The sequence below is a fragment of the Paraburkholderia sp. EG286B genome (assembly GCF_040965655.1).
In the GTDB taxonomy this organism is placed as follows: Bacteria; Pseudomonadota; Gammaproteobacteria; order Burkholderiales; family Burkholderiaceae; genus Paraburkholderia.
The window spans coordinates 109,255-123,984 of record NZ_JBFRCF010000006.1 but is presented as its reverse complement, the minus strand read 5'-3'; the positions used below and the strand labels follow the sequence as shown (position 1 = coordinate 123,984).

Genomic DNA, 14,730 nt, shown 5'->3' with positions numbered 1-14,730 from the left:
TCCGGGGCAAACGCCGCTTCTTAGTATTCGCCGCCAGCCCGATGCGGGCGACTGCGATAAACGGCGCGGAGCTTGTTGCTATCAGGACGCCGACGTCAGATCGAGCGCCACGGCTTGCGCCACCTCGATGCCGTCGATGGCCGCCGAGTAGATGCCACCGGCATACCCGGCGCCTTCGCCGGCCGGATACAGACCTACGACGTTCATGCTCTGGTAATTGTCCTTGCGCCGAATGCGCAGCGGCGACGACGTGCGCGTCTCCACGCCGGTGAGCACGGCGTCGTGCATCGCGAAGCCTGCGATCTTCCTGTCGATCTGAGGCAGGGCTTCGCGGATGGCTTCGATCACGTAGTCGGGCAGCGCGGTGCTGAGATCGGTCGGGTGCACACCCGGCTTGTAAGACGGCACCACGGAGCCGAGCGACGTCGACGGCCGGCCGGCGATAAAGTCGCCGACCAGCTGGCCCGGCGCCTGGTAATTGCCGCCGCCGAGTTCGAACGCCCGCTCTTCCCACTTGCGCTGGAAGGCGATGCCCGCGAGCGGACCGCCCGGATAGTCCTCCGGCGTGATGCCGACGACGATGCCCGCGTTCGCGTTGCGCTCGGCCCGCGAATACTGGCTCATGCCGTTGGTGACCACGCGGCCGGGTTCGGAGGTCGCCGCGACCACCGTGCCGCCGGGGCACATGCAGAAGCTATAGACCGCCCGTCCATTGTTGGCGTGATGCACCACCTTGTAGTCGGCCGCGCCGAGTTGCTTGTGGCCCGCAAACTTGCCGAAACGGCTGCGATCGATCAGCCCCTGCGGATGCTCGATCCGAAAGCCCAGCGAAAACGGCTTGGCTTCCATGAACACACCGCGATCGTGCAGCATCTGGAAGGTGTCGCGGGCGCTGTGGCCCACGGCCAGCACGACGTGGTCGCACGGCAGCGTCTCGCCGTTCGAAAGCTTGAGCGCGCGCACCTTGCCCTGCTCGATTTCGATGTCTTCGACGCGGGTTTCGAAGCGCACTTCACCGCCCAGTTCGTGGATGGTGGCGCGCATTTTCTCCACCATGCTCACGAGACGGAACGTGCCGATGTGCGGCCGGCTCAGATACAGGATGTCTTCCGGCGCGCCGGCCTTGACGAATTCCTCGAGCACCTTGCGGCCGTAGTGGTGCGGATCCTTGATCTGGCTGTACAGCTTGCCGTCGGAAAACGTCCCGGCCCCGCCTTCGCCGAACTGAACGTTGGATTCGGGGTTGAGCACGGACTTGCGCCACAGCCCGAAGGTGTCCTTGGTGCGCTCGCGCACGGCCTTGCCGCGTTCGAGGATGATGGGACGAAAACCCATCTGCGCGAGGATCAGTCCCGCGAACAGGCCGCACGGCCCCATGCCGATCACCACCGGACGCGCACGCGTCGAGTGCTCGGGCGCCCTGGCGACAAAGCGGTAGGTCATGTCCGGCGTCACCCCGCAATGCGGCTTGCCGGCGATCCGCTTGAGCGCGGCCGCTTCGTCCTTGACTTCGACGTCGACGATATAGGTCAGCTTGATATCCGAGCGCTTGCGTGCGTCGTGCGCACGGCGGAACACGGTGTAACGCACGAGCGCATCCGCCCCTACGCCGAGTTCCGCGAGGCGGCCCCGAATCGCGGCGTCAAGTTCGCTTTCGGCGTGGTCGAGGGGGAGTTTGACTTCGGATAAACGTAACATGGCTGCCAGGGTGCGATCGCCACGGGAGTTGTGGCCGATCCGTATTTTATAAGCTCGGCGGCTTTTCAAAGGGAACGCAAGCCGTACGACGAGACGCGAGCGCGTTTGACCCAACATGGGACAAAAAGAAAAAGGGGCTACAGGCCAATGGCGTGTAACCCCTCGGTATTGCTGGTCGGAGCGATAGGATTCGAACCTACGACCCTCTGATCCCAAATCAGATGCGCTACCAGGCTGCGCTACGCTCCGACGAATCAGCGATTGTATCGGCACTGATGCCACGCCGTCAAATCTTCGGGATCCATAGCGACGAAAAGCGATCCACATCACGCGCTTGCCGCACACCGGCCTGGCGTGCACCATGACAGGACACGCCGTACGTGCACCCCATACCGCCAAAAAAGGAGACGCCATGCACCTCATCCTCTGGCGCCACGCCGAAGCCGAAGACATCGCCGCCAGCGACCTCTCCCGCCAGCTCACCACGCGCGGGCGCAAGCAGGCGCAGAACGTCGCGCGCTGGCTGCGCGCACGCCTGCCCGACGACGCCGTGATCCTCGCGAGCCCCGCCGCACGCACCATCCAGACTGCCGAGGCGCTCACCGATCAATATCGCGTCGTGCGCGAACTCGCACCCGATGCGAGCGTCGAGCAGGTCCTCACCGCCGTCGGCTGGCCCGAGGGCCTCGCATCCACGGTCGTCGTGGTCGGCCATCAGCCCACGCTCGGCGAGGTCGCGGCGCGGCTGCTCTCGGGCGGCGCCGATTCGCGCAGTTGGGCCGTGAAGAAGGCCGGCGTGCTCTGGCTTGCGAGCCGCGAGCGCAGCGGCGGCGACCAGGCCGTCCTGCACGCGGCCATCACGCCCGATCTCGTCTAGCCCTCCAACCCGCCTGCGCCTGCCCACCGGGCCGCCTGTACGCGGCCCCTACAACGATTCAAGCGCGCTTCAACCGCACTTCAAACGCGCCCCGCCGCCCCCGGCCTTTCGGGCCACCTCGTCCGTCTGCCTGACGCCACGTCATCGAATCGTCATTGCGTTTTCATGGAAACGTAACCGCGTATTACTACATTGCCGGAAAAGTTCTCTTACTTCCGACCAGGACGCCCCATGCGAGATCTGCCGACGCCCACCCTGCCGTTCGCCTCGACGCTGTTCGAGTCGAACCGACGCTTGCCGCGTGCCGAAGAAACGGTCACCGCGCAGCATCGGCTGCAGGTGGCCTGGGCGCGCACCGACGAGGAGCTGCGCGAAGCCCAGCGCCTGCGCTACCGCGTTTTCGCCGAAGAGATGGGCGCACGCCTGACCGGCCCCGCCGGCCTCGACGTCGACGCCTTCGACGCCTACTGCGACCACCTGCTCGTGCGCGACCTCGACACGCTCAAGGTCGTCGGCACCTACCGCGTGCTGCCGCCGCACCAGGCGGCGCGCATCGGCCGCCTCTATGCCGAAAGCGAATTCGACGTCTCGCGCCTCGCGCATCTGCGCCCGAAAATGGTCGAGGTGGGCCGCTCGTGCGTGCATCCCGACTACCGCAGCGGCTCGGTCATCATGTCGCTGTGGGGCGGTCTGGGCGGCTACATGCAGCACAACGGCTACGAGACGATGCTCGGCTGCGCGAGCGTGGCCATGGCCGACGGCGGCCACTACGCGGCGAACCTGTACTGCGCGCTCGGCGCCGACGCGCTGACCGCGCCCGAATACCGCGCGTTCCCGCACACGCCGCTGCCCGTCGAGGAACTGCGCACCGGCACGCCCGCCGTGCCGCCGCCGCTCATCAAGGGCTATCTGCGCCTTGGCGCGAAGATCTGCGGTGCGCCCGCCTGGGACCCCGACTTCAACACCGCGGACTTCCTCACGCTCTTCCGCCTCTCGGAGATCAACGAACGTTACGCACGCCACTTCCTCGGCGAAGCCGTGACGCGTTAAGGCCTCATCGGCCCTTCACCGGGCAAAATCAGTAGGCAAACTCCGCGGGCAAAACCAGCGGACAAAAAAAGCCCGGCTCACCAACGAGCCGGGCTTTTTTATCGGCACAGTAAGACGAGGCGCAGCGCGCTACGCTCACTCCTCCGTATAGACCACGCGATACGGAATGCCGATCTTGCCCCATTCCGCCGCTTCCTGAACGAGGTTGTAATCGGTGAGCGGATTGTTCTGGACCCAGGCATTGGGCAGCAGCACTTCGTAGCCGTTGCCCTCCTCCTCCACCTTGATGTGCGGCAGGCCGACATCGGCGCGGCGCCGCGTCAGCAGCGCGGCGAGGCGCAGACAGAACAGCAGCGTCCATTCCACATCGCGCGTTTGCGAGAGCTTGCCGAGCTTGCCCACGTGGCCGAGCACGAGCGCGGCGAGGCGCGCCTGGTCGGTGCGCGAGAAGCCGGGCATGTCGGCGTTGCTGGCGATGTAGGCCGAATGCTTGTGGTACGCGCTGTGCGAGATGGAAAGCCCGATTTCGTGCAGCGACGCCGCCCACGTGAGAAACATGCGGTTCTCTTCGCGGCGCTCCTCGTCGGGCTCCTCGAACTGGTCGTAGAACTTCACGGCCAGTTCGCCAATGCGCCCCGCCTGCGCGCGATCGACGCCGTAGCGGCGCATGAAGCCCTCCACCGTGACCGTACGCATGTCCTCGTGCTGCGAGCGGCCCAGCAGGTCGTAGAGCACGCCCAGGCGCAGCGCGCCATCCGTGGTATCGACATAGTCGATGCCGAGTTCCTCGAACACCGCGATCATGATCGAGAGACCACCCGCCAGCACCGGGATGCGGTCGGGCTTGAGCGCGACGAGCTTGAGCCGGTTGACGTTCTCGGCCTTGATGAGCGCGCGCTTCAGGCGCTCGAGGCCGCCGCGCGAAATGCCATGCGTGATGCCGGGATCGTTGAAGCCGTTCGCCTCGACGAGTTCCGCGAGCGCGCGCGCCGTGCCCGACGAGCCGATCGCCTGGTCCCAGCCGGTCTTGCGGTAGTCGCCGGAAATGATCTGGATTTCGCGCGTGGCCGCGAGTTCGGCCTGGCGCATGGTGTACTCGTCGACGTTGCCCGAGGGGAAGAACTGGCGGCTATGGCTCACGCAGCCGATATAGAGGCTTTCCATGCGGATCGGCGTGTAGTGCGCGCCGATGATGAACTCGGTCGAGCCGCCGCCGATGTCCACCACGAAGCGCTTGCCCGCGCTCGCCGGCACCGAGTGCGCGGCGCCCGCATAGATGAGACGCGCTTCTTCGCGCCCCGCGATCACCTCGATCGGGAAGCCGAGCGCCGCTTCCGCCTCGGTGAGGAACTCGCGCGCGTTCTTGGCGACACGCAGCGTATTGGTCGCCACCGCGCGCACCTGGTCGGGATGGAAGTCGCGCAGGCGCTCGCCGAAGCGCTTGAGCGCGTCCCAGCCACGCACCTGCGAGGCGCGGTCGAGCAGTTTGTCCCTCGAGAGGCCGGCCGCGAGGCGCACCGGTTCGCGCAGCGCGTCCACCGGGTAGATCTGGCTGCCGGCATCGGTTTCCTCGACGCGGCCTACGATCAGACGAAAGCTGTTCGAACCGAGATCGACGGCGGCAAGCAGTTGGGGATTGGTGACCATCGAAGGGGCAGGCTCCATGCGTGCATACAGAGACGAACGCGCAGCCATGCGGGCTTGTTGCGCCGCCGCCGCGCTGTCCAAATGCGTCATTTTAAGCGTAGCCGACTTCACCATGTCGCTCCTCGCATTGGTCATGACCATGGGTACTTTTACCCAGCGTGCATGTTCGCAACGCGACTTGTCGATTTCGTGAAAATGCGGCGTAAAATTTATGACACTACGAATGTCACAATAAAGTCATATTACTGTGAGAATTTCCGAGCGTCCGTTCGAATCCATTCCTGACATTCCGTTTTCATTGCCGATGTCCATCCGCTATCCCCTACTCAATCGCGAACTGGGCATTCTGGGATTCAATGAGCGCGTGCTCGCACAGGCGTCCGATCCCGCTGTTCCTTTGCTGGAGCGCTTGCGCTTCATCTGTATCACCAGCAGCAACCTCGACGAATTCTTCGAAGTCCGTATGGCCGGGCTTCAGGAGCAGATGCGCGACAACCCGGGCGCGCTCTCGCCCGACGGCATGTCGCTGCAGCACGTGTACGACCTCGTGGTCGAGCGCGCGCAGCGTCTCGTGCATCGCCAGTACCGCATGCTGCACGACACCGTGCTGCCCGCGCTCGAACAGGAAGGCATCTACTTCCACGGCACCGACGCGTGGAACGAAGCGCAAACCGCATGGGCACGCAAATACTTCTTCGACGAACTGCTGCCGGTTCTCACGCCCATCGGGCTCGATCCCGCGCACCCGTTCCCGCGCGTGCTCAACAAGAGTCTGAACTTCGTGGTCGAACTCGAAGGCAAGGACGCCTTCGGGCGTCAAGCCGTCATGGGCATCGTGCAGGCGCCGCGCGCGCTGCCGCGCCTCGTGCGCATGCCGCAGGAGCTTTCCGGCTTCCAGCACGGTTTCGTGCTGCTCGGCTCGCTGTTGCAGCGCTTCGTGGGCGAGCTGTTCCCGAGCCTCGTCGTGCGCAGCTGCAACCAGTTCCGCATCACGCGCAACAGTGAACTCTTCGTCGACGAAGACGAAATCACCAACCTGCGCGTGGCGCTGCAGGGCGAACTGCCCGCGCGTCACCTCGGCAACGCGGTGCGTCTCGAAGTGTCGGCGGAAACGCCTCCGCATCTCGTGAAGCGCCTGCTCGACGAAAGCGGCCTCGACGAAAAGGACTGCTATTTCGTCGATGGTCCCGTGAATCTCGTGCGGCTCATGCAGCTGCCCGAGATGGTCGATCGCCCCGACCTCAAGTTCGTGCCGCACGTGCCTGCCATTCCGCGGCGCATCGCCGCGAACAGCAACATGTTCGACGTGATCGATCAGGGCGACGTGCTCCTGCATCATCCGTACGAGAGCTTCCAGCCCGTGCTCGAACTGCTGCTGCAGGCCGCGAACGATCCGAACGTGGTCGCGATCAAGCAGACGATCTACCGCACCGGCACCGACTCGCCGCTCATGGACGCGCTCATGCAGGCCGCGCGCAACGGCAAGGAAGTAACGGTGGTGGTGGAGCTGCTCGCGCGCTTCGACGAAGAGACCAACATCAACTGGGCCGCGCAGCTCGAAGCCGTGGGCGCGCACGTCGTGTACGGCGTGGTGGGCCACAAGTGCCACGCCAAGATGATGCTGATCGTGCGCCGCGTGCCCGTGAACGGGCGCATGGTGCTGCGCCGCTACGTGCACCTCGGCACGGGCAACTACCATCCGCGCACCGCGCGCCTTTATACCGACTTCGGCCTCATGACCTCGGAGCCGAAGATGTGCGAGGACGTGCACCACGTCTTCCAGCAGCTCACGGGCATCGGCGGCGAGCTGCAGCTGCACGATCTGTGGCAGTCGCCGTTCACGCTGCATCCGAAGATGATCGAGGCGATCCGCAACGAAGCCGACGCCGCGCGCGCCGGCAAGAAGGCGCGCATCGTCGCGAAGATGAACGCGCTGCTCGAGCCGACCGTGATCGACGAGTTGTACGAAGCCTCGCAGGCCGGTGTGAAGATCGATCTGATCATCCGTGGCGTGTGCTCGTTGCAGCCGGGCGTGCCGGGGCTCTCCGAGAACATCACGGTGCGCTCGATCGTCGGGCGTTTCCTCGAGCACCACCGCATCTACTACTTCTATGCGGGCGGCAAGGAAGACGTCTATCTGTCGAGCGCGGACTGGATGGATCGCAACCTGTTCCGCCGCGTCGAAGTGGCGTTCCCGATTCACGACCGCCGGCTCAAGCGCCGCGTGATCGCCGAAGGGCTTTCCACCTTCCTCGGCGACAATCAATCGGCGTGGCTCATGCAAAGCGACGGCCACTATCGCCGCCGCCGCGCGGGCAAGGCCGTGCGCAATGCGCAGCTGAGCTTGCTGGCGAAGTTCTGTCCGTGACGCTTTGACGGATCGATCACGCTGGACGCAAAAAAGCCGCTTCGAATGAAGCGGCTTTTTCAATTGCGGCTGTGGATCGTTAAACCGGCGCCGGCTGCCGTCTCGTCGTGCGCGCGGCCGGGAAGCGCACCGTGAACGTGCTGCCCCGCCCTTCCTCGCTCTTCACTTCGAGCGCCGCGTCGTGACGCTGCAGCACGTGCTTGACGATCGCGAGGCCCAGTCCCGTGCCGCCCGTGTCGCGCGAGCGGCTGCGGTCCACGCGATAGAAGCGCTCGGTCAGGCGCGGAATGTCGGCGGCCGGAATGCCGAGGCCGCTGTCGGTAACCGAAAAGACCGCGCTGCCCTGTTCAGAGCGCCAGGATAGATGCACGATGCCACCGTCCGGCGTGTAGCGCACCGCGTTGGTCGCGAGATTGCCGAGCGCGCTCATGATCTCGGTTTCGGAACCGGTGACGCTCAGTCCGTCGTCGAAATCGGCCGTGATGCGGTGACGGCCGCCCGAGAGGCTTTCGGCGTCCTCGCGCACGTGCCCGAGCACCGCGCGCATGTCGACCATATGGTCGCCGGGCTGACGCCCCTCGCCTTCGAGCTTGGCGAGCACGAGCAGGTCGGTGACGATGTGGCGCATGCGCGAGGCCTGCTGCTCCATCAGCTCCAGATAGCGGTTGCGCTCGGCTTCGCCAAGCGGCAGCTCGCGCATCGTCTCGAGGAAGCCCGAGAGCACCGTGATCGGCGTTTTCAGCTCGTGCGAGACGTTGGCCACGAAGTCGCGCCGCATGGCGTCGGTGCGCTCGAGTTCCGTGATGTCCTGCGACAGAATGAGCTTGCGGTTCTCGCCGTACGGAAACACCTGCACCGAGATCACGTTCTGACGCTTCGCGCCCATGCCGCGCATGATCAGCATGTCCTTGTAATCGTGCGAATTGAGGTAGCGCACGAAGTCGGGCTGACGCACGAGATGCGTGATGTGCTGGCGCAGGTCGCGCTTGGCGTCGAGGCCGAAGTGGACTTCCGAGATCGCGTTGCACCACTCGATCTGGTCGTGGTCGTCGAGCATGGCGACGCCGTTGGGCGAAGCCTGGATCGCCTGGATGAAGCGCGAATGCTGCTGCTCCACCTGGCGCACCTGAGCGTGCCAGCGCTTCGCGAGCTTATGCAGACGGTAGTAGATTTCGCCCCAGATGCCGGGGGCGCTCGGCACTTCGCCGTAGACCGGCGCGTCGAGCAGGCGCCACAGACGCTGCTTGTGAAACGTGCTGAAGAGCATTTGCGCGAGCAGCGCCAGCACGGCGATGCTCAGCGCGAGCTTGACGCCAAAAATCGCGCCAATACCCGCGCAAATGAGCGCGAGCAATACGATCGATACGAGGGAGCGCGCCCAGATGATGTTCATGTTCCTGCGATCGAAGATAAATACGGTCGGATGCGGGCACGCGACATCGAGTGACTACCGCGCGAGTACCGGCGGCAGTGAAACGGTCGCGCCGCCCGGTGAGTCACCCTGCGGCGCGGCCATGGGTCCAGCTCAGGCGCTCTTGGCGAGACGGTAGCCGCTGCCGCGCACCGTTTCGATCATAGCATCGCACCCCGCCGGCTTGAGCGCGGCGCGCAGACGCTTGATATGCACGTCCACCGTGCGCTCTTCCACGAACACGTGATCGCCCCATACCTGGTCGAGCAGCTGCGTGCGGCTATGCACGCGCTCCGGATGCGTCATGAAGAAGTGCAGCAGGCGGAACTCGGTCGGGCCGAGATCGAGCTTGATTTCCGAGCCTTCGGCGGCGGCCGCGACGCGGTGCGTGGCCGGATCGAGCTTCAGACCGTTGATCGCCACCACGTCTTCCGTGAGCTGCGGCGCACGGCGGCGCAGCACCGCCTTGATGCGCGCCATCAGCTCCTTGGGCGAGAACGGCTTCGTTACGTAGTCGTCAGCGCCGATTTCGAGCCCGAGCACCTTGTCCTGCTCGTCGCCACGCGCCGTCAGCATGATGATCGGAATATGCTTCGTGCGTTCGTTGTTGCGCAAGTCGCGCGCGAAGTTCACACCCGACTTGCCCGGCAACATCCAGTCCAGCAGGATGAGATCGGGCAGCACGTCGCTGATCAGGTTCTGCGCCTGCTCCGCGTTGTAGGCGCGGATCGGGCAGTGGCCTGCGTGCTGCAGGTTCACCGAAATCAGCTCGGAAATGGCGGGCTCATCTTCGATGACGAGAATGCTGCTAGGCATCGGCACCTCTTGACCTTGTTACCTATGGAATGAATTAGCTGAGCGCTTCGCGTTCGAGGGCGTCGCGCGACTTGTGGCGCACGTCGGTGCCCTTCACGATGTAGATGATGAATTCCGCGATGTTCTTCGCGTGGTCGCCGATCCGCTCGATCGCCTTGGCGATGAACAGATAGTCGAGGCCCACCGAGATCGTGCGCGGATCTTCCATCATGTAGCTCACGAGCTTGCGCACGAACGCGCGGAATTCCTCGTCGATCGCCTTGTCGTCGCGCACGATCTGCGCGGCGGCCACGGTGTCGAGGCGCGCGAACGCGTCGAGCGCGCGGCGCAGGATCGACACGGCCATTTCGCCCGAGACCTTGATCTCGGCGATGTTGACGGTGCGCGAAGCGCCGTCTTCCATCAGGCGCTTGGTGCGCTTGGCGATCTTCTCGGCTTCGTCGCCGGCGCGCTCGAGATTCGTGATGGTCTTCGAAATGGCGAGCACGAGGCGCAAGTCACGCGCGGCCGGCTGGCGGCGCGCGATGATATTGCTGCACTCCTCGTCGATCTCGACTTCCATCGTGTTGAGGCGGTCCTCGGCGGCGATCACGCGTGCGGCGGCCTCGCTGTCGAAGTCGTTGAGCGCCTGCATTGCCGTGATGATCTGCGATTCGACGAGGCCGCCCATTTCGAGCACCTTCGACGAAATGAGGTTCAAATCGGCGTCGAACTGGCTGGACAAGTGTTTGTCGGACATGATTTGCTCCCTGCTCCGATTAGCCGAAGCGGCCGGTGATGTAGTCTTCCGTTTCCTTGCGGACCGGCTTGATGAAGATCTTTTCGGTGTCACCGAATTCGATCAGCTCACCAAGGTACATGTAAGCAGTGTAGTCCGAGCAACGCGCGGCCTGCTGCATGTTATGGGTGACGATCACCACCGTGTAATCGCTCTTGAGTTCCGCGATCAGCTCTTCGATGCGGCCCGTGGAAATCGGGTCGAGTGCCGAGCACGGCTCGTCGAGCAGCAGCACTTCGGGACGGATGGCAATGCCGCGCGCGATGCACAGGCGCTGCTGCTGGCCGCCCGAGAGGCCGTAGCCGCTCTGGCCGAGCTTGTCCTTCACTTCGTTCCAGAGCGCGGCCTTGGTGAGCGCCCATTCCACGCGGTCATCCATTTCCGGACGCGAGAGCTTCTCGAACATCTTCACGCCGAACGCGATGTTGTCGTAAATCGACATCGGGAACGGGGTCGGTTTCTGGAACACCATGCCGATACGCGCGCGCAAGAGCGAGATGTCGCGCTTGGTCGTCAGCAGGTTCTCGCCGTCCATCACGATCTCGCCTTCGGCGCGCTGCTCCGGATAGAGCGCGAACATCTTGTTGAAGGTGCGCAGGAGCGTGGACTTGCCGCAGCCCGACGGGCCGATGAACGCCGTCACCTTGCCGTCGGGAATCTGCAGGTTGATGTTCTTCAGCGCGTGATACTTGCCGTAGAAGAAGTTCAGGTCCTTCACTTCGATCTTCGGCTTGCCCAGCGCCGGCAGGCGTGCGTTCTGGGCGGGATCCGCAGGTTCAAACCCAGCGGAGGGCGCATTGCCGTGCGCAGCGGTGTTGAGGTGACTCTCAGCCATGTTCATCGGGAACTCCGCCCTTGCTTACTTGTTCGAAAAGATCGTGCGCGCGAGGATATTCAGACCCAGCACGCCCAGCGTGATCAGGAAAACGCCGGCCCACGCAAGCGACTGCCACTGCGCAAACGGGCTCATCGCAAACTTGAAGATCGTGACCGGCAGGTTCGCGATCGGTTGATTCATGTTCGCGGTGAAGAACTGGTTCGACAGCGCGGTGAAGAGCAGCGGCGCGGTTTCGCCGGCGATACGCGCAACCGCCAGCAGCACGCCCGTCACGATACCGGCGACCGATGCCTTCAGCGTGATCGACATCACCATCTTCCACTTCGGCGTGCCGAGCGCGAATGCGGCTTCACGCAGGTTGTTCGGCACGAGCTTGAGCATGTTCTCGGTCGTGCGAATCACGATCGGAACCTGCAGGAGCGCCAGCGCAATCGCGCCGGCCCAGCCGCTGAAGTGCCCCATCTTCGCCACGACGAGCGCGTACACGAACAGGCCCACGACGATCGAAGGCGCCGACAGCAGAATGTCGTTGATGAAACGCGTGACGCTCGCGAGCCAGCTCTTCTGGCCGTATTCCGCGAGATAGATGCCCGCGAGAATGCCGATCGGCGTGCCGACGAACGTTGCGATCGCAACGAGCATCAAGCTGCCGACGATGGCGTTGGCGAGACCGCCGCCGTCGGTGTTAGGCGGCGGCGTGGACTGCGTGAACAGTTCCACCGAAAGGCCGCCGATGCCAAGCGAGAGCGTCGTATAGAGAATCCACACGAGCCAGATAATGCCGAACGCCATCGCCGCGAGCGAGCACGTGAGCGCGATCGCATTGGTCACGCGGCGGCGGCGCTGCAGCTTGTCGCGCATGCGCTCCAGCTCGGGACCGTAAATCGCACCCGGAATTTTCATCATCGGTTCGCTCATCGCGCACCCTCCGCTTTTTCAAGGCGCAGCAACATGAGCTTCGAGATCGACAGCACGATGAACGTGATTACGAAAAGGATCAGGCCGAGTTCCATCAGCGCGGCGGTGTGCAGGCCCGGGCTCGCTTCCGCGAACTCGTTGGCGAGCGCCGAGGTGATGCTGTTGCCCGGCGAAAAGAGCGACACGTTGTCGAGCAGGTTCGTATTGCCGATCACGAACGTGACGGCCATCGTCTCGCCGAGCGCGCGGCCGAGACCCAGCATCACGCCGCCGATCACGCCGGTCTTGGTGAACGGCAGCACGATCTTCCACATCACTTCCCACGTCGTGCAGCCAATGCCGTAAGCCGACTCCTTGAGCAGAACGGGCGTGACTTCGAACACGTCGCGCATGACCGAAGCGATATACGGAATGATCATGATCGCGAGAATCACGCCGGCGCACAGAATGCCGATGCCGATGGGCGCGCCCTGGAACAGCGCGCCGACGATCGGCATGCCGCCGAGCAGCGAGCCGAGCGGCTTTTCGAACCACTGCGCGAAGATCGGCGCAAACACGAGCAGACCCCACATACCGTAGACGATCGACGGGATCGCGGCGAGCAGTTCGATGGCGATGCCGAGCGGGCGGCGCAGCCACGCGGGCGAAAGCTCGGTGAGGAACAGCGCGATGCCGAAGCTCACGGGCACGGCGATGATGAGCGCGATGATCGAGGTGGCGATCGTGCCGTAGATGGGCACGAGCGCGCCGAACTGCTCGCTGGGTGGATCCCAGTCGGCAGTCCAGAGGAATGCGAAACCGAATTTCTGGATCGTCGGCAACGAGGCGATGATCAGCGACACGATGATGCCGCCGAGCAGCAACAACGTGACGATGGCGGCGAGGCGTGCGAGGCCGCCAAAAATGATGTCCCCTGCCGGGCTGGGCGCTTTTTGCTGCGCGGCGTTGCCGGGCGGGTTCGACACGAGCGGGACGTCGGACATGGTGACCTGGGTTCCAGTTGCCGCGAGCGCGGGGCTCACGACGTTGATGCAGCCGTGGGACTGCAGATCGCCCGACTTCCGGCCGTTAATACTGACGACTCAGCCGGAAGGCGGACGGCACATCTTGGACAGCGCGGTTTCAGGCAAGCCACAAGCGAACAGGCCGCGCGCGTCACGCGGCGGCCTTTTTTTACGCTTGCCTGACGCCTTGCTTACTCAGCGATGGCTTTGCCGCTCGCGTCCTTGACCTTCTCCTTCCACTGCGACTTGATTTCGGTCACGACCGACTGCGGCAGCGAGATGTAGTCGAGGCTGTCAGCAGCCGGCGTGCCATTCTTGAACGCCCAGTCGAAGAACTTGAGCGTTTCCTTGCCCTGGTCCGGCTTGTCCTGTGCCGTGTGCAGCAGCACGAAGGTCGCGCCGACGACCGGCCATGCGTCCTTGCCCGGCTCGTTCGTGAGGATCTGGTAGAACGACTTCTTCCAGTCCGCGCCAGCGGCCGCTGCCTTGAACGTTTCGGTGTCCGGCTGAACCACAGCGCCCGACTCGTTCTTCATGGCAGTGTAGACCATGTGGTTTTGCTTCGCGTACGCCCACTCGACGTAGCCGATTGCGCCCGGCAGACGCTGCACGAAGGCCGCGACGCCGTCGTTGCCCTTGCCGCCCGTACCCGTCGGCCAGTTCACGGTCGTGCCTTCGCCGACCTTGCTCTTCCAGTCGGGGTTGACCTTCGAGAGGTAGTTCGTCCAGATGAAGCTGGTGCCCGAACCGTCGGCGCGGCGGACCACGGCGATGTCGAGATCAGGCAGCTTGACCTTCGGGTTCAGTGCGACGATGGCCGGATCGTTCCACTTCTTGATCTTGCCGAGGTAGATGTCGCCGAGCACCGGGCCCGACAGGGTGATCTCGCCCGGCTTCACGCCCGGCACGTTGATCGCCGGCACGACGCCGCCGACCACCGTCGGGAACTGGAACAGGCCTTCCTTGGCCAGATCCTCGTCCTTCAGCGGAGCGTCCGAGCCCGCGAAGTCAACGGTCTTGGCTTGAATCTGCTTGATGCCGCCCGACGAGCCAATGCCCTGGTAGTTGACCTTGCCGCCGCCCGACTTTTGATAGGCATCCGCCCATTTCGTATAGATCGGTGCTGCGAAGGTGCTACCCGCGCCGGTGATGTCAGCAGCCTGCGCTGCGATCGCGAAGAGCGCGCCAGCAACGCCAGCGAGCGCGGTTTGCATCAATTTCATGAGACCTCCAGTGTGTGAGCGGATGAACGACACCGCGAAGCTTAGGGGGTCTCTGTGACAGTACCGTGACGATTCATGAAGCGAACGTGACAGTTCGATTAC

12 protein-coding genes and 1 tRNA gene are annotated in these 14,730 nt (G+C 64.2%); 3 read left to right on the top strand and 10 right to left on the bottom strand.

Going from position 1 to position 14,730, the window contains the following annotated elements; translation table 11 throughout:
• Positions 1 to 81: 81 nt before the first annotated feature.
• Positions 82 to 1,698, bottom strand: a complete 1,617-nt coding sequence (locus AB4Y42_RS14730) for an NAD(P)/FAD-dependent oxidoreductase (protein ID WP_368686582.1) — start codon at positions 1,696 to 1,698, stop codon at positions 82 to 84.
• A gap of 172 nt (positions 1,699 to 1,870) precedes the next feature.
• Positions 1,871 to 1,947: transfer RNA gene (locus tag AB4Y42_RS14725), tRNA-Pro, on the bottom strand.
• A 163-nt stretch (positions 1,948 to 2,110) separates the two neighbouring features.
• Here AB4Y42_RS14725 and sixA point away from each other — a divergent pair.
• Positions 2,111 to 2,575: a phosphohistidine phosphatase SixA gene (gene sixA / locus AB4Y42_RS14720; protein WP_342921894.1), complete on the top strand. Its 465-nt coding sequence runs from the start codon at positions 2,111 to 2,113 to the stop codon at positions 2,573 to 2,575.
• A gap of 231 nt (positions 2,576 to 2,806) precedes the next feature.
• Positions 2,807 to 3,625, top strand: a complete 819-nt coding sequence (locus tag AB4Y42_RS14715; RefSeq protein WP_324150960.1) for a GNAT family N-acyltransferase — start codon at positions 2,807 to 2,809, stop codon at positions 3,623 to 3,625.
• Between the two features lie 135 nt (positions 3,626 to 3,760).
• Here the strand turns inward: AB4Y42_RS14715 and ppx are convergent, their stop codons facing one another.
• Positions 3,761 to 5,383 carry an exopolyphosphatase gene (ppx, locus tag AB4Y42_RS14710; protein WP_368686719.1) on the bottom strand — a complete coding sequence of 541 codons (1,623 nt, stop codon included), beginning with the start codon at positions 5,381 to 5,383 and terminating at the stop codon, positions 3,761 to 3,763.
• A 193-nt stretch (positions 5,384 to 5,576) separates the two neighbouring features.
• Here ppx and ppk1 point away from each other — a divergent pair, with 193 nt between their 5' ends.
• Positions 5,577 to 7,640 (top strand): polyphosphate kinase 1, encoded by a 2,064-nt coding sequence (gene ppk1 / locus AB4Y42_RS14705; RefSeq protein ID WP_342921892.1) that lies wholly within the window; start codon positions 5,577 to 5,579, stop codon positions 7,638 to 7,640.
• Between the two features lie 79 nt (positions 7,641 to 7,719).
• Here the strand turns inward: ppk1 and phoR are convergent, their stop codons facing one another.
• From phoR to pstS, 7 genes are all read right to left on the bottom strand, one after another.
• A complete protein-coding gene (phoR, locus tag AB4Y42_RS14700) occupies positions 7,720 to 9,033 on the bottom strand; it encodes a phosphate regulon sensor histidine kinase PhoR (RefSeq protein WP_368686583.1) in 1,314 nt (437 codons plus the stop codon).
• Between the two features lie 132 nt (positions 9,034 to 9,165).
• Entirely contained in the window at positions 9,166 to 9,867 is a 702-nt protein-coding gene (gene phoB / locus AB4Y42_RS14695; protein ID WP_042261377.1) for a phosphate regulon transcriptional regulator PhoB, read from the bottom strand.
• Positions 9,868 to 9,901: 34 nt separating this feature from the next.
• Positions 9,902 to 10,606 carry a phosphate signaling complex protein PhoU gene (phoU, locus tag AB4Y42_RS14690; protein ID WP_028208453.1) on the bottom strand — a complete coding sequence of 235 codons (705 nt, stop codon included), beginning with the start codon at positions 10,604 to 10,606 and terminating at the stop codon, positions 9,902 to 9,904.
• A 19-nt stretch (positions 10,607 to 10,625) separates the two neighbouring features.
• Positions 10,626 to 11,486, bottom strand: coding sequence for a phosphate ABC transporter ATP-binding protein PstB (gene pstB, locus AB4Y42_RS14685; protein ID WP_368686584.1), 861 nt, complete (start codon positions 11,484 to 11,486; stop codon positions 10,626 to 10,628).
• 18 nt (positions 11,487 to 11,504) lie between these two features.
• The gene (gene pstA, locus AB4Y42_RS14680; RefSeq protein WP_342921888.1) at positions 11,505 to 12,401 is read right to left on the bottom strand and encodes a phosphate ABC transporter permease PstA; all 897 of its coding nucleotides are present in this window, start codon (positions 12,399 to 12,401) and stop codon (positions 11,505 to 11,507) included.
• Positions 12,398 to 13,384, bottom strand: coding sequence for a phosphate ABC transporter permease PstC (gene pstC, locus AB4Y42_RS14675; RefSeq protein WP_342921887.1), 987 nt, complete (start codon positions 13,382 to 13,384; stop codon positions 12,398 to 12,400). The genes pstA and pstC overlap by 4 nt, the downstream gene beginning before the upstream one ends.
• Before the next feature lie 212 nt (positions 13,385 to 13,596).
• Positions 13,597 to 14,628: a phosphate ABC transporter substrate-binding protein PstS gene (pstS, locus tag AB4Y42_RS14670; RefSeq protein ID WP_368686586.1), complete on the bottom strand. Its 1,032-nt coding sequence runs from the start codon at positions 14,626 to 14,628 to the stop codon at positions 13,597 to 13,599.
• Positions 14,629 to 14,730: the final 102 nt, after the last annotated feature.